Here is a 21,211-nt window from a genome sequence, read left to right as displayed (position 1 = left end):
GCTAAAATGGTGTACATAGATTATCATGTGCATCCGGTCATGAAGAAACGCGAAAAAAGAGCCATCACATCAACCATCGCATGACTCAGCCATCAAAAATGGATTTGAAATTGCCGTAGGGACAGATAGGATCAGCTCAGATGGGCCTGTCGGCTGCGACAATGCCAACTCCATATTTGATTCTGAATCCTGCAAATCCAAACTTGCTTGCCATATCGCAGCCTCCTCTCAAGACGGATTGGTTTGGCGGCACAAGCCACCAGTATAATATACCACATGGCAATCTAAAAAGGAATACTTTTTATGCCAGATCCATATGCCCGTCATGGCGCGCTTTAACCATAAACCGTTAAAAAAGCGTCACGCTTTCACGTGACGCTTCAACGCGTTTTCCGGTTATTCCTGGCGTAAAGCTTTCATGACGCTGAGCTTCATGGCACGCCTTGCGGGAAGCAACCCGGCCAGAAGGCTTGCCAGGAAGGAGAACCCCGCTCCCGCCAGCATGAGCCAGGGAGGAATATAGGAGGACATCATCCCCTCCGCCTCAGGCATCCACATGATCTGGCCACCGAGGTTAATCTTGAACTTGTTCAGCGCCATGGAGGCCAGCAGGCTCAGCCCGATTCCGAACACGCCGCCGAAGATGCCGATCCAGCCAGCTTCCATCAGGAAGATGCGCCGGATATCCCTCAGCCTCGCACCGATGACCTTGATAATGCCAATCTCACGGGTCCTTTCATAGATGGACATATACATGGTGTTGGCAATACCGATGGCCGCAATGATAAAGGCCGTGATCCCGATGCCGCCCAGTATTTGCCTGAGACCTGCCGATTGCTGCTTCATCTGCTCCAGGATCTGGATGGGACTTTGGGCTTCATATCCCATATTCTTGATCTGTTCCAGCACTTCGGCCACACTGTCTATGTCCTTAACCTTGACAATGGCCTGGTTATACCCCTGGTTTTCCTGGGAGGAGGAGCCCCGCGAGCTGCTTCGGCCTATCATGAATCCGCCGTTTCCGCCATACTCCTGTTGTTCAAATTTTTCCTTTTCCTTCTTGTATTTCTTAACAGCCTCCAGAGGCATGATGACACTATAGTCATAGTTGCCGCTTTCGCCAATTATACCCACAACCTCAACGTTTACTGGCTTCACTTTTTTCCTGGATGATCCGGACATACCCGGGTAGGTCCTGTTGCCATAGTTCATATCCCAGGTAATAAGAACCTTTTCCTCCATAAGGTTAATGTCTTCCGGTGCCGGATCCCACCTGTTGGATTTTGGATTGTAAAGGTTATACCTGACATATCCACCGACCACCATCTGATCGGTATCCCCGCTGGTAAGACCGCGTCCGTTGCTTATAGGTATATCCAGCATCTGGAATACATCGGGATCAATACCCAGTATATAGATCCACCCCACATACTTGCCCACTGCCATTTTCAGGTCGAGCTCCAGAACGGGCGTTGCGCCTTCAACCCCTTTAATCTTGGCAATCTCGGCAATCTTTGCATCGGTCAGGGGTTCAATCTTTTTGCCGTCCGGCGTCGTGCCTCCTGCATTCCAGGCGTAGACCTGGATCTGCATGATGCTGCCCATTCTGCTGAGCTGATCGATAAAGTTCTTGTTCATGGCCAGGCCCAGGGAAATCATCACCACAATGGCACAGGTACCGATCATGACGCCAATGATGGTCAGGGTGGTTCTGAGTTTTCGACGCCACAGGTTTCTTACGCTGAGCGTGAGTGTATCAAAAAATCTCATCAGAATTCAAACTCCTTGTTCTTCCTGCGCTTCCGGACGACCAGGATAATGGTTACGACCACGCCAACCACAACAACACCGATGATGACATAGAACCATACGCTGCCGATGAAGCCGCCGTTTCCTCCGTCCTCCATGCCAGGATCCATCGGGAAGCCGCCGTCAACGGGGAATCCGGGATCAAAGCTGGGCATTTCAAGGACATTGATGGCAAACTCCTTCTCATAGGTCATGAGTTCGCCGCTGGTGGTTTCGTATTCCACCACAATCTTGCCTTTGTTCACTCCAATTTGCATGGGTATGAGGTTGATCTCGCACCACTCCATATAACCGGGCGTGAAGTTGCCGAAATAGGAGCTCATGGGATCGGCGGCGAAATCGCCCTCGACGTACATCTTCACATTGTACAGGTCCGTCTTGCCCATATTGTAAATGCTGAAGTTGAGATAGATGGGGTCTCCCATGTACGCCTCGCTGGGAAGCATGAACTCCGACATTTCAAACCGGGAGGGCTGGTAAACGGGAATGCCGATGATCTCCTGCTCGGTATAGGGGTTGCCCTGCTCATCCTCGTACGCAAAGGAAAGGATGACGGTATAGGTCTTGGACTGGGCATCCGGTATGGTGTACAGGTTCAGAGTCCAGTCGTATGTACCCTTCGGCCGGATCTCGTCAATGAAGAAGGTATTGCTGCTGTCCACAGGGGTAAAGACATTCCCTGTCTCATTGGACTTCTCCTCCACATTGAAGCTGCCCTTGATGTTCCGGATGGTTTTGGAGGAATGGGTATTTTGGAAGGACATATGCAGGGTGAACTGCTCACCGGCCTTCACCTGCCTGGGTTCGTAGGCGTAGCTCTCCACGATGATCTTGGGAACGTTCTTGTTCGGATCCGATTCACCGCCTTCTGCGTCCACGAAGACCGAAACAGCCTGGGAAATCATCGCGTTATTTCCCGAACCATCCACAGATCCCACCTTGATGACGATGGGCACGCTCCCGCGTTTCGCATCGGGAGAGGGCTGGAACCTGAAGTTCAGGGTCCTGCTCTCATTGGGCCCCAGTTTGGAGACGATGAAAAGGTTCTGGGTCACCGGCAGGAGAGCATCGGTCCCGTCAGCAGAAACCTTGATCTGCTCAGTCTGGGTGTTCCCGTTGTTCTTGATGGTAACAGAAACATCAAAGATATCGGAAGGGGTCACAGTGCTCATGGAAGTCCCCACATTAAGGATCTCCAGGGCATTCACCGCATCCCCACTACCGGTTACAGGGATCCAGATCTCCTGTTCCTCGCTGACCTTTTCCCCGGATTCGGTGGTGTATTCCACCTTGAAAGACAAAGGATAGCTTGCGGTTTTCAGGCCCTTGGCCGCCAACAGGTTAAGGGTGAATTTCTGATTGCTTCCTCCGTTGATCCGATCAAAGGTGATGCGGCTTGAACCGGAGCTGAGCATAAAGGTGTCCTGGGACAGCCCTTTAACAGTTATTGTGATGTCCTTGGCGAAATAATTGCCTGAGTTCACCACATATACCGGTACGGAGAAGCTCTTGCCGGCCTCGGCGCTCACATTGTCAGCCGAGGAGGTGCGCACGATGAGCTTCGCATCCTGCTTGTTGTTTACAACATTGATGTAGACGATATGCTCGGTGGTGAAATCTTCACCCCAGGCATTGGTGAAGGTCAGCTTGAATTTGAAGGGATAATAGCCGGGTTTTACGAACTTGTCGGTGTTGACGGACAGTTTAATCACATCCACCGCCCTGGGCCTGATCTCCTTGATGGACGTGCCGTTCACCGTCACATGGATGAACGGGGATCCGGTCTCATACACGGGCGTGAAGGTGATGTTCCTGGCGGTGGCCGCGCCGCTGATGTTTTTGAGGGTGATGTTCAGCGCGGAGAACTGACCGGCTGTCACCGAGGCATTCTCAGCCACCGATGCCTGCAGAATGGGCGTATAGGGATCGGTCTCAAAGTTCTCGTCCTCTTTTACATCAATTCTGTATTCAACAGAGGTGTTTCCTATTTCTCCATTTTCAAACATGTAATTGATGGTTAACGAGAAAGTATTGTTGTACTTATTACCCACAAATTGCATGATGTGGTCACTGAGCACTGTTTTATGGCCGTCCGGCTCTATTCCAATTTCTCCAATAAAAACAGTATACGGATCACCATTTTCCTCTTTTACTGAGATGGCGGCTCCTTTGTTTAAAAAAATCGAAGTAATAGTTATTTTTTGATCATATTTATTAGTAACAGTTAACGTGAAATTAAAGTTTTCGCCAGGTGACAAGTAGTTATAATAGTCCGCTTCAAACTTAAAGTTGCTACGGTCATGCACCGTTGTCGCCATGGCCACATCGGCCGGCAGCAGCGAAAGCATGGCCGTCATCACAAAGATCAGTGCGAGTGTGAAGTGCAAGGTCCTCTTAAGCATTCTCCGTTTCATAACCATTATCCCTTCCATTCTCAATCTTTTCTATCTTGCCGTCACGCACCCTGACAATGCGTGTGCAGTAATCCGACAATTCCGGGTTGTGGGTAACCATCACCAGGGTCTGTTTCCTCTCGTAGGCCAGGGAGGTCATGAGCTGCATCATTTCATGGGTGGTTACCGTATCCAGGTTGCCCGTGGGCTCATCTGCGAAGACCACCTTGGGATTGTTCACAAAGGCCCGGGCGATGGAGACCCGCTGCTGCTGGCCGCCGCTCATCTCGGAAGGCTTGTGCTTCATCCGGTCCTTCAGGCCAACAGCCTCCAAAAGCTCCTTTGCCATTTTGATCCGCTTGGACCGTGGCACGCCGCAGAAGGTAAGGGGCAGGGCCACGTTTTCCAGCGCGGTGAGGGTGGGAATCAGGTAGTAGCTCTGGAAGATGAAGCCGATATGCTTCTGCCTGAACAGGGCCAGCTGGTTTTCGCTGAGCTTGTCGATACGCGTATTCCCGATGGTGATGGAACCCTTCGTCGGCCTGTCCAGTCCGGCCATTATGTGGAGCAGCGTCGATTTGCCCGAGCCGGAGGGCCCCTGCAAACAGCAGATCTCACCTTCCTCAATGGTCAGGCTGATACCATTGACGGCATAGATGCGTTCCTGGCCCATGCGAAAGATACGGTAAACATTATCCAGTGTAATGATTGCAGACATTTATGTATCTCCTTGGTATGGTTAGTTCTTTTATCATCCCGCGCTCATAATCGGGCTTCCGGTTTGTCCCAGTTAATTATATAACAAATCTTTGAAAATAACACAGGGCAGTCTCAGATTTTGCCAAATAATTGGATATAATTTTCCAGCTCTATATATATGACGTACGGTAATGAAAAAGGTTCGAAGATTTTAAAACTTTTTTAAACTTTTTTTGCACACGCTCGCCTGAAAAATGCGGGAAGGCACAATGCAGGCCGTTGATAATAAACGCTTGACAGCGGAATGGTATAAAAAAAGGACGATCTCTTGGGTCGATCATCCTTTTTTCATCGCTATATCCTTTTGTCAGTCGATAACCCGCCTGGCGCCGTAGTATGGGGCAGGGTATTCGGACAAGGATGCGATAACGACTTTACCCTTGGTCGTGGAGGCATGAATGAATTTTCCGTTGCCAATATATATTCCCACATGGCTCACATCCCAGTTGCCTCCGTCGGTATCAAAGAGCAGGATATCCGATGGCCTCAGGTTTTCCCTTGAAACCTTCTTGCCGAACCCGGCATAATCCGCCGAGCTTCTTGGAACTTTGATGCCGAAATGCGCATAAACATACTTGACAAAACCGGAACAGTCAAATCCCTTGGTGCTGTATCCGCCGTATACGTATTTCACACCCAGCAGGCTCTGGCTGTATTCCACAATCTGCTGTGCCAGCGGGGTTACTGCGCTCGAACCCGCTGTCGGGATGGATGAGGCTCTTTCCACTTCACTTTCGCTCTCCACCAGGTACTTCAGCAGCATGTAACCTGTTTTCCCGGATGGTGTCTGGATCCTGGCCCATTCGCCTTCGGTGGCGAAATAGCCTATCTTTGCGCCGCGGGAGAGCGTTTCAATCTTTTCATATTGGGTGCCCGGACCACTGCGCACGTTGAGCGTGTTCGCATTGATATACCAGTAGGCTACGGGCTTTTCAGGCTCTACCTCCGCTTCGCTGTTAACCAGATACCGTGCCACCGTATAACCGGTGAGGCCGGACTGGGTCCGGATTTTTGCCCATTCCCCCTCCATCCGTATCAGGCCTACCTTGTCCCCTCTCTTGAGGGTGGCCAGTTTGTCGTAGTCGGTACCCACACCGCTTCTGACATTGAGCTGGTTGGCGTTGACATACTTGTAGGCCGTGACCTGCTCCGTCGCTGCCATGGTTTTGCTGGCATCGCGGGAATCGCCTGCGATACCCCTGGCTACCGAAGCCGTCAGCATGGGTTCTTCGCCTGCATCGCTTTCTGCTGTGCTGGCTGCAAGCGTTTGATCAGGTTGTTCCGCGGATTGGGTGGAATAGAGGGCTATGATTTCCTGGGACTTGGCCTGGAATTCCAGTTCCCGGGTGATCGCTGAAAGGTTCTTATAAGGCAGGGAATAATCGAATGAGGTATTGGAAAGCGTTGCGTCAGAAGCTTGGTAGGATATATCGGTCATCGCTGCCGGGGTTGGATTCTTCAAACCGGCAAGGATAAATACGCTGATAGTCAGGGCAAAAAGAAAGCATATGGTCTCTAAGGTGTATTTATCGGATTTTTTGGATAAATGCATCGTTAGTCCTCCTATTTTAGGCTTCCGGAGTTAGCTGACGGGCTCGGGAAATAGGGAACCCTACCTTGAGGGATTAGCCCCAGAAAACTTGGTTCCTCCGTACTCTTTTCAAGAGATTCAGCCTGTTAATCATGCCCGCGTTGCGGGTATATATATTTCTTGCGGCACAACGCTTCTATTTATTGGTTATAATTATATCAATAACGCGTTTCATAAGCAATACAAGGTAACAATTACCAAGCCTGAGGGGTCTCGTGCAAGGGTTGCCTGCAGAGGAAAGTCTGAGCTGAAGCGAAGAAAGCCGTTTTTTGCCATGCGGCTTAGCCGGGGCCACTCAGCCCTTCCGGCCATTGCGGCTTTTCTTCTGCCGCAGATGAGCGATCTGAAGCGATACGCTTTCTGATTCCTGCCTGGATGCGATGAAGAAAACCTATTCCCGATCTTGCTGCATTACCAGTATATGCTCAGGGCGCGGTTTGTTTCCTTTCTATTTCCCGGGCTATTGCCATGCCGATTGCCGGGGAAAATTTGATTCTTCCCTTTCATCCCATGCGTTAAAAACTGTCGGATGCGTATATGAGCGCTTTCTGACAAACAGAGGGGTTTGCCAATTTCAGGTGATGAACTAAAAGGTCTTGAATTTGAAAATGGATCGTGCTATACTTTAATGCGTCGGTTGGGTACCGACAAGATAACGACGCGGAGTGGAGCAGTCTGGTAGCTCGTCGGGCTCATAACCCGAAGGTCGTGTGGTTCAAATCCCACCTCCGCAACCAGAAAAAAACCGCCTGTCAGAAATGACAGGCGGTTTTGCTGTTTCTACCACGAGGCATTTTTCCTTTTACACGCTCCACAACTGTGTTACAATGTTTTTATATTTCTTGTACTGCGACGGAGGACAACATGGATATCAAACAACTCCTGGAGCGCATCAACAACGAACCGTCCATTCTCTTTCTGGGACAAGCCTACCTGGGCATACAGGAAAAGAGCGATCTGTTCCTCCGGTATGTTAACGAGTTTGTTCTGGACAATGCCATCGAAGAAAATGCGCTGACCTACAACGCCTTACTGGACCACCTTGAACCTTCGCGAAAGAACCAGACCATCAAAAAACTCCTGGAAGTGTCGGAAGCCATTCCCGTTCCCGAATGGCTTCTTCATGTTTCCAAGCTCAGATGGAGTTCGGTGTTTACTTCGGCCATCGATTCGATCACCCAGAAGGCTTTTTTCTCCTACGGAAGGCAATATAAAAGCATTTTCAGCAAGAATGACAACCCCCGCAACTATATGAGCAAGTCCATTCTCCATGGGACCTATCTTTTCGGGAATGTTTGCGGCGAAGACAGGTACATGCCCCCGTTCTCCGAAGAAGACCTGGACGACAAGCTTGGGGATGCCTCCATCCTGTTCGGACGCATAGCGGAGCTGATCGGAAACTATGGGCTTTTGGTGATCGACGGCTATGATCCCGACAACGACTGGCTGGATCCGGTAACGCTGGCAAGCGTGCTGTCCCATTTCTCTCCCGGCAATGTCTTTGTGTTCAGCGCCAATGAAGCCTTTATGGCCAACCCGAGGCTGGCACGGTTTATCAAAAGCGGCCGAATCACCGCAGAAAACAGGAGCCTTTATGAATGCCTGCTGGAAGCAGGGGCCTTTGTCGACGACGAGGAACCTTTTGAACCCATTGAGGATGAGGACGTCCCCCTTACCGTCAACAGGGAACTGAAATATCTGCCTTTTGACATATACAATGATATATCCCAGAAGTACATCCTTCTGGATGACCGGGTCCTCAAAAAAGCGCCCGTCAACAATTTGGAGGAAGCTTTCCTCAAGTTTTTGAGGGAAGCTTCAGTACGCCCCATCTGGAGCGCCTTTCTCCAAGGGTTCTATTTCAGGCGGGTCTTTGATGATGCCCTGAAGCAAGCGGTGGAGACCGAGCTGGACAGCGAGGTACTTGACAGCCGGACCGTGATCCTCCGCGGACAGAACGGCACGGGAAAAACCGTATCCCTCTGTCATCTGGCCATGGAAATCAAGCGCGGCCTGAAATACCCGGTCATTTTCATTCCCCGGGAAACCACGCCGGATGCCGCAGTCCTGGATCGGTTCATCTCCTGGCTCGAAAACCGGCTTGGTGCTGAAAGAACCGTCATCATCTGGGATATGGGTGCCTACAGGAGCGAAATCTACGAAATGGTTACCCTCCAGAGGACACTGAACCACGGAGGCAGGAAGGTCCTTGTGGTGGGCAGCAGCTACGCCAATGGCGAGGAACCCAAGAACGCCGTATTTATCGACATTGCCCCGGAGATCGATCCGGAACGGGAGATACCCGCTCTCCGTGAAGTTCTGCAAAGGATTAACTCGGCCTATGTTCACCGGCTTGACAGCGCGCTTCCCCAAATCGGCGGGCACGGGAACCTGTTCCTTGCAGCCATGTATGAGCTGTTCCATGATCTGCACACCAACCTGGCCCAGGGTGTGGCCAAGGAGGTGGATAAGGCTGAAAAGGCGCTGAGCCGGCAGGTTAACAGGAAGCGCCGCGTGGTTAGCGACAGCCCCTTTGCCAAGCTGAGAACGGCCTTCGGCCTTGAGGAGATATGCTATTACACCGAGATGAGCTACGAAATCGAACGCGCCATACAGGAAGTGAGCGATCTGGTCTGCGTGGCCAGCCAGTACGGTGTGGATCTGACCCTGGATCTTCTGCTCAGGGTAACGGATATCAGCGACAAGTATGAATTTGTGAAAGACCTTTCCCAAAACAGCATGATCGCGGTCATCCAGGACGGTGATTACAATTACCTGGTCCGTTTCCGCAGCACCCTTGAGGCCCAGCTCTATATCAAGGACCGGTTTGCAGGCATTGAGCAGGAGATAGACTGTGTCAGGCGAATCATCGCCAACATCAAGACTTACTCAAACCTGAACGACAACGTGGAGCTGACACAGCTTCTGAATCTCCTGTTCAACTATGGTCCCAATGGTCCCCAGAAAAGCAAGTATAAATCCTACTATCTGACTCTTGCCAATGCGCTTAAGGACCTTAGGGAAAAACAGAACTTCTTCGTTCCGTCCCTCGTCCTCCAGGAGGCCAACTTCATCCGCGAAAGTTTTAAGGGCAGCGAGAACAGCGAAGAAAAGCGCAAGTACCTGGAAATGGCCCAGAACATCCTGCGGGAAGCTATAGACATGATGCGCCAGAACGGTGAAACGCGCCTCCAGTCCTATGCGTCCCTGCTGGTGGAACTTGCTTCCAACCTGTCGGAGTTCGTATTCGCCGACGGCCAGGATTACAGGAAAAGCCTTGAAACCTACCGGGAGATTAAAACCAACCTGGATAAGGCGCGCTCCATCAGTCCGCAAAACTACCACCCTGTGGACGTGTACCTCAAATCCTCCATGCAGGTATACGAAAACGCGGAGAATATTGATGAGAAAAACAACATTCTGACTGACATGCTCAAGACCATAGACGACGCAAGGCATGCCAACACGGAGTTTGAGGATCGGCCCGAGTTCCAGAGCCGTGTGTTCCGGATCAACCAATATCTCAAAAACACCGAGATTGCGGAAAGCTATTACCAGGAACTCCTGAAAAAGGGCTCGGCCACAGGCGTATACCTGCGGGCCAAGAAAATCCTGGGGGACTACGTGATCACCGCATCCCCCGACGCGCAACAGTATGAAAAGATCGAGCAAGCCCTCAATCTCCTCACCGAAAACCAGGCTGTGGTTTTCAGCGATGCGCGCAGCCTTCTTCTCCTGATCCAGCTTTACTGGATCAAATACACGGGAATTCCCATCTTCTCCGTGGAAAGGCTCTGCCCGGCACTGGGAAAGGCACAGTGGGACTATCTCGACAACCTCTGCACCCGATATCTCAGCATGGAAACGGCCGTACCCGTAGCCCTTCCCCTGTTCCTGAAAGCCGTCCGCCTGTTCATCAACGAGGATGACTACAAGTCCATGGAATACTTTGAGCAGGCCAAAAAGGCTCCCGGTCCGAGCCGTGTGCCCATTTATCTCATCCACTGCGACGAGATGGGCAAACCGAGAAAATACAAAGGAAAGCTCGACACCTTCAATAACGGAAAGGGTAAGATCAAGCTGCTGCACCGATCCATCAAGGCTCATTTCACCGCTCGCTCCTTTGATATCGCCACCATAGAAAAGGAACAGGAATTCAAAAATCTGGCAATAGGCTTTAACCTGATGGGGCCTGTGGCCTTACCTCTGGAAAGCTTCGGAGACTGAGATGCATAAACCCACCCTGTTGGACATCCGGGCGATCAGCGAGCTTAACGGTTTAATGAGCGACAGCGGCAGGCACTTCATTATTTTCTGGGAATATTACCCTTACCCTTTTACCGACACCACCTGGGGCACGGCCTTTCTCGAATGCGTCCTTGCCCTTTACCGGCTGTATGTGGATTGCGGCGCGGGACGACTGAAATACTGCTTCGACCAGCACAGGCACGGGCGCAGCGAATTGCTGGCGTTCATGCAGCGGCACTACAACAATGTGTGCAACCTGCGGACCTTCTTTGCCCACAATGTTTACCTTTCCAATGAGGTGAACCGGGCAACTTATGAAAAAGCGCCAAGATGGTTCCAATATGCGTGCGGTGAAGCCTTCCCCTCCACGGAGGCTTCCTGGAAAAGCTGCTATGATGCCCTTGTTTCGGAAGCAGACACCTTCCATCAAAGGCTGCTCATCAGGATAACCCAGATGACCACCGGCATCAACCGAAGGATCCTCCTTGAGGAAGCTTTCAGATGGTATGCGGGGAATTTACCGGAGAACCAGCTTTACACAGCGCTTCAGTACGCCGTCGGCAGCCATGGCCTGAGATGGTCTTCCGAACAGCTGAGGGAGTGCATCCGAAGAAATATGGAAAGCTGGAAATCCACCTACAGGGACGGGGTCCTTTACCGGGATGATCCCTACATATTCCTGCTTTCCATACTCTCGGACCATGTTTCCGGCGTCGCTTGAGGGAACACGGAAACGCTACAATTCCTTAAAAAAGAACCGGGCCAGGATGGTGATCCTGGCCCAAAGATTTTCCGGACATGTTTTGATCCGCACCTTCGGATTTAAAAAGCTTATTCAACCACCCGGCCTTCAACCGGTAACCCATGGCTTTACATGCCTCTTTGCGCGGGGAGGATCGCTGACAAAGCGTCCTGTCCTGAATGTGGAAAGCAACACGCCGATAAGGCATAGGTTGACCAGTATAAAACCGTTGCCCCGGGAGATCAACGGAAGCGGGAGGGGCGAAGCAATCGCCAGCCCCAGGTTAAACAGGATATACAGAATGGTCTGCATGGTAAAATTAAGAACCACCGACAATGAAACCAACTGGGCCAGGACGCTTTTCAACCTGAGGCATTTGGAAAAAGCGGCAGCAAGGAACGCAACCAGCAGGGATGCTGCAACCAGGAATATAATCCACCCGAACCGATGGATGGCGTAGGCAAGCAAAAAGTCGCTTTCTATTGCAGGGAGCATCATCCCAGCCGGATAGATATCATTAAAAGTGCCCTGTCCGATAAACCTGGCACCTGACAAAAGCTGTTTTATGATTCGCGCAAAATCATCCATAGGCGAATCAGCGGCAGCAATCTTCAGCCCGTCCCACACCCTAATCATGGCACCTGCCAGGCCCAAATGGAGCAGCACATAAATCAGCAACATGGAGAAAAGCCTGTTGGATCCGAACCAGTTCTTCCAGATGGCCACCGTCAGAAGCACAAGGCCTGTAACCCAAAGAATCAGAAAGCTTGCCTTGAATGGTAATAAGAACGTGACTGAATTCAAGGACATGATGAAGGCTATGGTAGAAGGTATGGCCAGACATACACCGCATAACAGGACCCCCCAATAGCCCTTTCCTCTCATACGGAAAACAACGCCTGCAAAAGCGGTGGGGAAAAGCATCAGGATATAGATCAGATGCTAACCCCCTTCAGCACCTTGTTGACCGCAGAGGAAAACAGCTGCCACTCCGCCTTTTTTTCGGCAAGAAGCCCTCTGCCCTTTTTGGTGAGGCTGTAATACTTCCGCATTTTGGCACCACCTGCCGAGTCATAATAGGAAGACACCATCCCCTGCTGTTCCAGGCCATGAAGGAGGGGGTAGAGGGTGCCGGCTTTCAGCGCAAAGGTGTTGTCAGAGCGCTTCGCCAGTTCCTCGATCATCTGGTAACCGTACATGTCCCCATCCTCAAGCAGCCTCAGGATCAGCATGGCCGTGCTGCCGCTCAAAAGGCTTTTGTCAATTCCCATAAGACCATCTCCAGCAATATATAGATCATCTATATAAATATATATCGAAGATCTATATATGTGTCAAGGCTGATGTTCCGCGCCCTCTATGCAGAACACCTGATACGATCATGAAAAACTGCGGCAGGTCAAATTTTCAGTTCATTACGCGAACCATAATTATCCTTACGCGTCTAATAGAGCAGAAGAGACAAAAACATCGGAGGTGCACAACCATGAAAAAAAGGTTTATTTCATTTACCATTGCATTTGTCCTGCTGATGTCCCTGCTGGCATTTCCGGCTTTTGCACAGAAGGATGCCAATCCTCTCATCTCGGCAAGCAATAGGCACTGGGCCCAGGATTACGTGGATGATTTGGCTTCCAGATCCAATATTGACGCAATCTTCAGGAATAAAAGCCTTAACGCCCCCATCACCGTGGAGGACTTCCAGAACCTTGTCCGGCTGGTGATTGACGAGACCTATGACGGCGCGCCGGATTCAACGCTCAGGGAGGCCATTGTATATGAATGCGCGCGGATCTGGGCTGAAAAGACAGGCAACAACCTGGACGAAATGGTCTTTATCCAGGTGGTCTTCTATTCGGACATGGACCAAGCAGATGCAAAGTACGTTCAGGGCATCTACGCCGCTTACACGCAGGAGATCGCCCGCGGCAGGGGCAACGACATCTTTGATCCCAAAGCCCAAACCACTTACGGCGAACTGGCCACTTTGATCAGCCGGACTGTGCAAGCCATTGAAAAGGCATCGGTCCAGGCTCCCCAGCCCATTGTGGCAGGGCGGTTTGAAACAAGGGCCACATACGCGGTCAAAGCGGATAAAGTGGTGTTTGATTTCGAATTGATGAGCCACTACACCGAGCCCAGGGATATCACCTTCTCATCGGGGCAGCAGTTTGAGCTCACCATCACCGACGAAAGCGGGAAGGAAGTTTACCGGTATTCGGACGGCAGATTCTTCACCATGGCCCTTATCCTCAAAACCATCAATCCCGGCGAGTCCCTGAAATGGCAGGACGAATGGGACATGACCGACAAGGATGGCAACAGGCTGACATCCGGAAATTACAAGGCCGTGATCACCATCCTGGCCTATCCGGATGAGGGCGGGGAAAAACTTGACGAAAGTCAGTTTACAGCCACCATTGACTTTTCCCTCTGAATTGTTGCTCATCATTTCCCTTGAGATGATTGGCAAAGCAAAACGCCCGGTTTTTTCAAGCCGGGCGTTCTGTTTGCCTTTCGGTTTTTCGTTAAAAGGCTTTGTAGGCATCCTTCTTGGCCCCGCAAACCGGGCATTTGTCCGGCGCCTCATTGAGGACGGTATGGCCGCAAACGGGGCAGATATATACCTTCTGGAACTCCATGTCCTTGCCGGCCTTGGCAGCATCCTGGGCCTGCTTGAAGAGTTCGGCATGGATTTTCTCAGCTTCCAGCGCAAAGTGGAAGGAACGTTTGGCCCCCTCTTCCTTCTGGAACTCGGCGGCATTCAGATAAACCGGATACATCTGGTTAACCTCATGAAGCTCGCCGTCGATGGCTCCCTGCAGGTTGTCAACGGTCTTGCCCACTCCGAATACGGCGCCGGCTACCACTGTCGCATCAGCGGTATCGCCGCCGATTTCCTTGAAGTGGTTGCTGGCATGAACCTGCTCGGCATAGGCAATCGCTTCAAAGAGCCTGCCTATGTTCGGGAACCCCTCTTTTTCCGCCATTTTGCCCCAAATGAGATAGCGCATGTGGGCCATGCTCTCCCCGCCATAGGCCGAATGAAGAAAATCATTGGTCATAGCATTTTTTACTGCCATATTTATCCCCTCCATCTTACACTAATTATTTCTTCAGTCTTTCAATCCACCCAATGGGCAGAGATCAGAAGTCCGCCTTCCACAGGCCATGGATATTGCAGTACTCATAAACCGTACCCGATTCAGCCCCCTCAAACTCGGCTATGGGTTCCTCGCCTGGTTTGAGGTACTTGAATTCCACCCTGTTGCCGGAAACAAGGGCAATCCATTCAATGTAGTGTTCCGGCACCATGGGATGCAGGGTTGAGCCGACCGCAACCTTGATCTTGCCATTCTCCCTGGTAATAGCAGGAACATGCTTTTCCTTGGAAGCGTCCGTCGTGTTGGCTTCAAGGCGGGTCATCTCCTGATCACAGCAGACCAGGGTTCCTCCTCCCTCTTTGAGCAGCGCAACAAAATTCCCGCACTTTTCGCAGCGATAAAATGTAACATCAGACATGATTTCCTCTCCTTTCCCCGTCTATTCCAGCCCGCAGGCTGTTAAGCGGTCAAACCGCTTCAGTTTTATTCAAACACAACAATAGCCTGGCTGCGTTTGATGCGCAGCAGCACGGTTTCCAGCACGCGCAGCCTGTGGTTGAGTTCGGTCTGTTCCAGATAGGCCGTGGCCATATCCTGCCCAACAACAAGATCCATATTTCTTTCGTCGGAAGCTACCAGAACAGCCTTGCCCTTTCCCAGGACCGGAGATTTGAAGACATGCCCGCCCACAAGCTTGCTCACCCTGTCAATCTCGAGAAGGCCGGTCCCAGGCTGGATCCGCTGCATCTGCATATACAGGTCAGGGCTTAAGGCAAGGGCGTATGGACCATAAATACCTTTTTCGGTGAGCAGTTCCAGTGCTGCGGCAATATCGGAGAACGCGTTTTCCCCGGTGCTCCAGTCCTTCCTTTCAATCTTGTTCGCGCCGGGAACTGTCAGCAAGCCGTCATATCCAACCCGGTTGTCCCCGAAAAAGATCAGCTTGTCTTCTTTCAGGGCGCAGGCTTCAGCCGCAGCGGCAGCTTTTGAGAGATCCACAGGGAAGCCCGACCTGTCCGCAGCTTCCAGATCTCTTGCATACAGGAGGAAATCGTCGTAGATCATGGGAATCTCCAGGACTTTTCTGCCGCGGGTTGTGATAAGCCCGTCCTGGGCCACCTGTTCCACATGATCCGCATCATCCACCGAAATATGCTGCACCCCGATGCCAAGGGGGCCAAAAAGCTTCAAAAACCTTCTGCCAATGAGAACCCTGGTTGCCGCTCCGACAACCGTGGAATCGATCTGTTTCCATAACGCTTCGGAAAGCGGAGATGCTTCTCTGGACAAGAAATCCATACGCGTACCCTCCTTCTTGGTATGATGACCTATTTCCCAATCAGGCTGCCGATGGTAGTACCTCCATTATTCTGTGTATTGAGCTGAGGTTCCTTGATTCCCAGTTCGGTAAGCATTTCGCGAACCTCTTCTTCGCCGGACAGGAACAGCTCTGCTTCCTTGGGATCCAGAAGCCTTAAGAGCGTCATCAGTTCGCCCACATGGGCCTTCTCCTCATCACGGATGTCCGCAATGATCTTTTTGGCCACTTCATCGTCGGTTGCCTGCACATGCGCATCATAGAGAAAGATGGCTTCCAGTTCGCCGGCAATATCCAGCCTGATAGCCTGGATGAGTTCTTCTTTGCTCAGCTTTCTTGGAATATTCCCTTGAAACGGATTCGGAAAAGCGGGCATGATTAAACACCTCCGAAGAATAATAAGAAAAGCTTGTCAACAACACGATTTCGCGCCGGATTGCAAAGTCCAGCGCGGAAAAGTCATTATCAGTTTTATTTTATCTTGGCAAAGAGCTGCGAAAAACCCGGATGGTTTATTACCTGCTGTCCGGCATTTCTTCCGGTCCGTTGCACTCCAGATCCTTGCAGCCCTCAGAAAACTCCGGCGAGCAGCAGGTCTGTTCGCATACAACCATATTGTCATGATTGTCCTTTTCGTCCACTCTATGTAATTTGTTTACTTCCGTCATAACCTATACCTCCCAAATCATGGTAATCCGTTGTGTATAGTATATATTATTTTTGTAATGATTTCAATACAATTTTCGCGTTAATTCCGCCATATTTTTTGATGTGGCGGGATTATTCCCGGTCTGTGTCGCCTGAGCCCTGTATGCTCGGCCGTTCGCTCCCGGACGGAGCTTTTTGGAGCCCGGGAAATAAATACCCATAGGGTGGTATGAGATGGCAACCTGATATGGTAAAATGATAGGGCTGGAATTCCGTAATCAGGCAATTACAGATGAAGAGGTGCACCAATGAAATGAATATCGGGTTCTTTGATTCGGGAATCGGCGGATTATCGGTCCTGCGCGAGGCACTGGCCCTCATGCCCAATGAGAACTATCTCTATTATGCGGATTCTGACAACACGCCCTATGGCACAAAAACCAGGGATGAAGTAAAAAAGCTTGCCTTCAGGGCGGTTGAATTCCTCATATCCAAGGGTATCAAGGCGCTCGTCATCGCATGCAACACAGCCACCAGCGCATCCGTTGAAGACTTGAGAAAAGCATACGATTTTCCAATCATCGGCATGGAACCGGCAGTGAAGCCGGCAGTTGCCAGGAGCCTGAACGGCGGCAAAAGGGTTCTGGTTCTGACCACGCCGCTGACTTTGCGGGAAGTCAAGTTCCGCGAACTGGTAACCCGGGTGGATCCGGAGCATATCGTGGATGGCATTCCCGCGCCGAAACTGGTGGAGCTGGCGGAACGATTCACCTTTGACGGACCTGAGGTGGAGGAATATTTCCGGGAGATCCTACCGTGGGACAAAATCAGCTGCTACGGCACCATCGTCCTGGGCTGCACCCACTTCCCGTTTTTCCGCGACACCCTAGCCCGGATCCTGCCCCAAAGCATCGACATCATTGACGGGAACCGCGGCACGGTCAATCATCTGTATGACGTTCTGAAGTCGAAAAACATGCTGAATCCATCCAACAAACCAGGCCGGGTGCTTTTCTTCCGGTCCGGCGTTCCGGTGGAAGATCCGCTCCTTCTGGAGAAATACAATCGGCTGCTCCGTTCCTGATGGGAACCATTTAGCGGCTTATCATTCAACCCCGTACGGGTATGCGGAGAAGGGAGATACTCTCCCTCTTTTTATCTGCTTGGTAGCATGTCAATAATGCGACGAAGCAATCTCACTCACTTGCGGTGTTGCTCTTAAGAAGCTGAAGATTGCCACGCTCCACTTACGCTGCGTCGCAGTGACAACCCGGGTATGGCTCCGCCGGGCTATGACCCTTGTGTCATTGCGAGGAGGCAACCGCCGACGAAGCAATCTCAGTTGCTTATACAGCCGCTGTCGGGTTCTCAGAGATTGCCACGCACCGCTTATGTGATACTCGCAATGACAGCTTTGCAAGCAGGGAGTCCGTAAAGGTAAAGGCCGCATTGCGATAAGGCGCCAAAACTTCCTGTGAGAGCGGGAACCGGGCGGCTGCTGTTTGAGCGCAGCGAGTTCAGCCGCCCCCCGCTCGAACAGCAGATGTTTTGCAGCCGTGCAGCACAGTGGCCGGGCTTTACGGGCTCCCGGCCCGAGAGATTGCCACGTATCGCTTATGCGGTACTCGCAATGACAGCGCGTGCTTATAGGGCATTCACACAATCCTTGAACCGGTTACCGCGGATTTCAAAATTCTCATACTGATCCCAGGACGCGCAGGCCGGGCTGAGCAGGACAACATCTCCGGGACTTGACGCGCTGTAGGCTGCGGCGACCGCATCATCCAGCACATCGACCACGGTGCAGGGTATGCCCAGATCAGAAGCAAAGCGGCTGATCCGTTCCTTGGTTTCACCAAAGGCCACGATTCGTTTCACCCATTTTAAGTATTCTTTCAGCCCGTCAAAGCTGTGCCCCCTGTCCAGACCGCCCAAAAGGAGAATGGTGGGCCTGTCAAAGGAAGAAAGGGCTATCTGGGTTGAGGTGACATTGGTGGACTTGGAATCGTTATAGAAATCCACCTGGTTGATGGTCCTGACGTATTCCAGGCGATGTGCCACACCGCCGAAGGTTTTCAGCACCTCCACAATGGGCTGGTTCTCCACACCCAGCTCCTTGACCGCCGCAATGGCAGCCATGGCGTTTTCGTAATTGTGCATTCCCTTGATCTTCACATCGCTTATGGAGATGATCCTTTCCCCGTTATAGCAGATCGCTCCGTCAAGCAGGCAGCATCCCGGCTGATCGGAAGGATGCGACGAGAAATACCGTTTGGTGGATCGGATGTCGCGGGCGAGCTCCAGCACTTCCCTGTTGTCCAGGTTGAGGATGGCAATGTCTTTTTCAGTATGGTAATTGAATATCCGTTTTTTCACTGCCTTATACGCCTCATAGGAACCGTGGAAATCAAGATGTGCCTCATACAGGTTGGTCATGACCGAGATATGGGTCTTGAACCTGTCCACATTACATAGCTGGTGATCCGACACCTCCATCACGGCAATATCGCCGGCCTTCAGCCGTGAAACAAAGGAGCACACCGGAAAGCCGATGTTTCCCATGAGCCAGGCCGGTTTGTCCGCCTTTTTCAGCATCTCATAGATGAGGGTGGTGGTAGTCGTCTTGCCGTTGGTACCGGTTACGCCGATAATGGTTACACCGCTCGGGAAGTAGCGAAAGGCCAGTTCCATCTCATTGATGACAGGCACCCCGAGCCTTAAGGCCTTCTCCACATAAGGATGGCTATTGGGAATGCCCGGGTTCTTGACCATGATATCCACGGAACCATCCAGCAGATGCTCGGGATGGCTCCCCAGAACCACTTCCACGCCCAGCGCCTCAAGCTCTTTCACCTGTTCCGGATTCTGGTCAGCCCTGGCATCATTGATCACAACGCCGTACCCCCTGCTGACCAGGAATTTGGCAGCTTCATAGCCGCTACGGGCCATTCCCAGTACGAAAGCCTTTCTTTTATCGCTCATATCCATGCACGCTCCTTCCCTGCTCCTGTATATTATACACCAGACGGCTTATCTGGTTACATGTCCCTGTGCCGGTTTGATGAAGAAATTGAAAGCAAGGGGAGAATAAAAGGGCCTCCTTCCATCAAGGAGACCTGAGCTTTGGAACCATCATTCCTGCATGTTCGGCGGGTTTGGAGCGGCCAGCGTGGCAAACCGTACGTCATGGTCATGGAGAACAATACCGTTGAGCGTGGTTTCTCCTTCCACAAAATGCACGTGTACCTGTTCTTCCGGGGGCGCGTCGGGATTGACCGTGATGCCCGGTCCGGTTCTCAGGATGACCTCATGGAAGTGTCCGATATCAAAGGTGGTGTTTACCCTTAATTTATGGATATGGTTCTGGCCCACAGGTATCGCCTCACCGGTTATACCGGCAAACCGGTGATTATGCCTCAAATCGCCCTTCAGTTCCAGTTCGGTTGAGGCGGTGAATTCATGGGTATGGGTCTGCGCCGGAGGATTGGGCTTGCATTTCTTGCAGGTAATCTCGGTCGGCCATACGCGATAGCTGTTTCTCTTGCAAAGTTCAAGCGCAGTATTGTAATCCATTGCATGACCTCCTTTCTTTGATCGGATACTACATGCTATTCTTGTCCCGGCAATATGGTTACGGAGGCCTATCATCAACCGGTTTGACAACTGAGGGACTTTGCAATATCCTTATCATGACAGGCCGGCAAATTGCCGCTTCTCACCGCAGGAAAGGCCGCGGAACCGAATGATTGCGGCAAATCACGACAAAGGCAGGTAAAATAGCATGAAGTCTCCTCTTGAACTTGGTCTGGAACGCGAGCTCTATTCCATGCTGGACGGAAAAGCGCTGGAGGTGGCACAACTTCTGGCGGAAGACGAAGAGATCAACGCCCTGCAGGAAGTCGCCAACACGGTTTCCATACGGCGTCTCGGCTTCAACGATCATGGGCCGGTGCACATGCGGAAAGTGGCCGTTAACGCCATGAAGATGTTCAACATCCTCACGGAGCAGGGCATTGTTCCGAACATCGTGAAGGAAGGTTCAGGAGCCGAGGAGGACAGCCGTATCGCGGTGCTTCTGGCATCCTGGCTCCATGACGTCGGCATGGCAATCGGCCGGCATGATCATGAAAAAAGTTCCGTCACCCTCGCGGCACCCATTATTGACCGCATCCTCCTGACGGCTTTCCCCAACGAGTTGATGCGTCGCACCGTTATAAAAGCCGTCACCCTTGAAGGCATTCTGGGACACATGACCCATCACCCCACTACGACGCTGGAAGCGGGCATCATCCTGATTGCCGACGGCTGCGATATGGAAAAGGGGCGCTCCCGCATTCCCCTCCTGGTCAGCCAGGGATCCCAGGTGGGAGATATCCACAAGTATTCCTCATCGGCCATTGAATCGGTTTCCATCGAAAAGGGATCGGAAAAGCCGCTGAAGATCACCGTGAGAATGACCGCATCGGTAGGCTTTTTCCAGGTTGAGGAGATCCTGATGGGAAAGATTTCAACAAGTCCCGTCAAACCCTATATCGAACTGTATGCCTATGTGGTGGGCCGGGACGTAAAACGTTACCTCTAGAACCGTATCCCATTTGC

Annotated in this window: 18 protein-coding genes, 1 tRNA gene and 1 riboswitch; of the genes, 6 read left to right on the top strand and 13 right to left on the bottom strand. The window is 51.6% G+C overall.

What is annotated here, in order from left to right; translation table 11 throughout:
- Positions 1 to 396 precede the first annotated feature (396 nt).
- The 4 genes from F3H12_RS04455 to F3H12_RS04440 all read right to left on the bottom strand — a co-directional run bounded on the left by F3H12_RS04455 (position 397) and on the right by F3H12_RS04440 (position 6,513).
- Positions 397 to 1,770, bottom strand: coding sequence for an ABC transporter permease (locus tag F3H12_RS04455; RefSeq protein WP_149678159.1), 1,374 nt, complete (start codon positions 1,768 to 1,770; stop codon positions 397 to 399).
- Positions 1,770 to 4,223 carry a COG1361 S-layer family protein gene (locus F3H12_RS04450; protein ID WP_188118374.1) on the bottom strand — a complete coding sequence of 818 codons (2,454 nt, stop codon included), beginning with the start codon at positions 4,221 to 4,223 and terminating at the stop codon, positions 1,770 to 1,772. The genes F3H12_RS04455 and F3H12_RS04450 overlap by 1 nt, the downstream gene beginning before the upstream one ends.
- On the bottom strand, positions 4,204 to 4,920 hold the full coding sequence (locus tag F3H12_RS04445) for an ABC transporter ATP-binding protein (RefSeq protein ID WP_149678157.1): 717 nt from the start codon (positions 4,918 to 4,920) through the stop codon (positions 4,204 to 4,206). The genes F3H12_RS04450 and F3H12_RS04445 overlap by 20 nt, the downstream gene beginning before the upstream one ends.
- Before the next feature lie 348 nt (positions 4,921 to 5,268).
- On the bottom strand, positions 5,269 to 6,513 hold the full coding sequence (locus F3H12_RS04440) for a C40 family peptidase (RefSeq protein ID WP_149678156.1): 1,245 nt from the start codon (positions 6,511 to 6,513) through the stop codon (positions 5,269 to 5,271).
- A gap of 3 nt (positions 6,514 to 6,516) precedes the next feature.
- Positions 6,517 to 6,646, bottom strand: a riboswitch (cyclic di-AMP (ydaO/yuaA leader).
- Positions 6,647 to 7,211: 565 nt separating this feature from the next.
- On the opposite strand from F3H12_RS04440, the gene F3H12_RS04435 reads away from it, so the two are divergent.
- The 3 genes from F3H12_RS04435 to F3H12_RS04425 all read left to right on the top strand — a co-directional run bounded on the left by F3H12_RS04435 (position 7,212) and on the right by F3H12_RS04425 (position 11,521).
- A tRNA-Met gene (locus F3H12_RS04435) sits at positions 7,212 to 7,289 on the top strand.
- A gap of 127 nt (positions 7,290 to 7,416) precedes the next feature.
- The gene (locus F3H12_RS04430; RefSeq protein WP_149678155.1) at positions 7,417 to 10,779 is read left to right on the top strand and encodes a P-loop NTPase family protein; all 3,363 of its coding nucleotides are present in this window, start codon (positions 7,417 to 7,419) and stop codon (positions 10,777 to 10,779) included.
- Between the two features lies 1 nt (position 10,780).
- On the top strand, positions 10,781 to 11,521 hold the full coding sequence (locus tag F3H12_RS04425) for a hypothetical protein (RefSeq protein WP_149678154.1): 741 nt from the start codon (positions 10,781 to 10,783) through the stop codon (positions 11,519 to 11,521).
- A 129-nt stretch (positions 11,522 to 11,650) separates the two neighbouring features.
- Here F3H12_RS04425 and F3H12_RS04420 read toward each other — a convergent pair whose 3' ends face one another.
- Together F3H12_RS04420 and F3H12_RS04415 are read right to left on the bottom strand one after the other, a co-directional pair.
- Positions 11,651 to 12,280 carry an FtsW/RodA/SpoVE family cell cycle protein gene (locus F3H12_RS04420; RefSeq protein ID WP_188118373.1) on the bottom strand — a complete coding sequence of 210 codons (630 nt, stop codon included), beginning with the start codon at positions 12,278 to 12,280 and terminating at the stop codon, positions 11,651 to 11,653.
- A 197-nt stretch (positions 12,281 to 12,477) separates the two neighbouring features.
- Positions 12,478 to 12,813: a PadR family transcriptional regulator gene (locus F3H12_RS04415; protein ID WP_149678152.1), complete on the bottom strand. Its 336-nt coding sequence runs from the start codon at positions 12,811 to 12,813 to the stop codon at positions 12,478 to 12,480.
- Between the two features lie 215 nt (positions 12,814 to 13,028).
- Here F3H12_RS04415 and F3H12_RS04410 point away from each other — a divergent pair, with 215 nt between their 5' ends.
- Complete coding sequence (locus F3H12_RS04410) at positions 13,029 to 13,979, top strand: BsuPI-related putative proteinase inhibitor (protein WP_149678151.1); 951 nt, start codon at positions 13,029 to 13,031, stop codon at positions 13,977 to 13,979.
- A gap of 91 nt (positions 13,980 to 14,070) precedes the next feature.
- On the opposite strand, the gene F3H12_RS04405 is transcribed toward F3H12_RS04410, so the two are convergent.
- The 5 genes from F3H12_RS04405 to F3H12_RS13215 form a co-directional block, all read right to left on the bottom strand.
- Entirely contained in the window at positions 14,071 to 14,625 is a 555-nt protein-coding gene (locus tag F3H12_RS04405) for a rubrerythrin family protein (protein ID WP_149678150.1), read from the bottom strand.
- Between the two features lie 64 nt (positions 14,626 to 14,689).
- The gene (locus F3H12_RS04400; protein WP_422822198.1) at positions 14,690 to 15,067 is read right to left on the bottom strand and encodes a desulfoferrodoxin; all 378 of its coding nucleotides are present in this window, start codon (positions 15,065 to 15,067) and stop codon (positions 14,690 to 14,692) included.
- A gap of 62 nt (positions 15,068 to 15,129) precedes the next feature.
- On the bottom strand, positions 15,130 to 15,945 hold the full coding sequence (locus F3H12_RS04395) for a family 1 encapsulin nanocompartment shell protein (RefSeq protein ID WP_149678148.1): 816 nt from the start codon (positions 15,943 to 15,945) through the stop codon (positions 15,130 to 15,132).
- A 29-nt stretch (positions 15,946 to 15,974) separates the two neighbouring features.
- Complete coding sequence (locus F3H12_RS04390) at positions 15,975 to 16,340, bottom strand: demethoxyubiquinone hydroxylase family protein (protein WP_149678147.1); 366 nt, start codon at positions 16,338 to 16,340, stop codon at positions 15,975 to 15,977.
- A 139-nt stretch (positions 16,341 to 16,479) separates the two neighbouring features.
- Entirely contained in the window at positions 16,480 to 16,632 is a 153-nt protein-coding gene (locus F3H12_RS13215) for a hypothetical protein (protein ID WP_188118372.1), read from the bottom strand.
- Between the two features lie 293 nt (positions 16,633 to 16,925).
- Between F3H12_RS13215 and murI the strand changes: the two genes are divergently transcribed.
- A complete protein-coding gene (gene murI, locus F3H12_RS04385) occupies positions 16,926 to 17,696 on the top strand; it encodes a glutamate racemase (protein ID WP_149678146.1) in 771 nt (256 codons plus the stop codon).
- A gap of 560 nt (positions 17,697 to 18,256) precedes the next feature.
- On the opposite strand, the gene murD is transcribed toward murI, so the two are convergent.
- Complete coding sequence (gene murD / locus F3H12_RS04380) at positions 18,257 to 19,594, bottom strand: UDP-N-acetylmuramoyl-L-alanine--D-glutamate ligase (RefSeq protein ID WP_149678145.1); 1,338 nt, start codon at positions 19,592 to 19,594, stop codon at positions 18,257 to 18,259.
- Positions 19,595 to 19,744: 150 nt separating this feature from the next.
- A complete protein-coding gene (locus F3H12_RS04375) occupies positions 19,745 to 20,185 on the bottom strand; it encodes a YmaF family protein (protein WP_149678144.1) in 441 nt (146 codons plus the stop codon).
- Between the two features lie 208 nt (positions 20,186 to 20,393).
- On the opposite strand from F3H12_RS04375, the gene F3H12_RS04370 reads away from it, so the two are divergent.
- Positions 20,394 to 21,194, top strand: a complete 801-nt coding sequence (locus F3H12_RS04370) for an HD domain-containing protein (protein ID WP_149678143.1) — start codon at positions 20,394 to 20,396, stop codon at positions 21,192 to 21,194.
- Positions 21,195 to 21,211 lie beyond the last annotated feature (17 nt).

Origin of the sequence: Thermoclostridium caenicola (genome assembly GCF_900142095.1) — a bacterium.
GTDB lineage: Bacteria > Bacillota > Clostridia > DSM-8532 > DSM-8532 > Thermoclostridium_A > Thermoclostridium_A caenicola.
The sequence above is the reverse complement of the archived record's forward strand: the minus strand, read 5'-3'. Positions and strand labels throughout refer to the sequence as shown.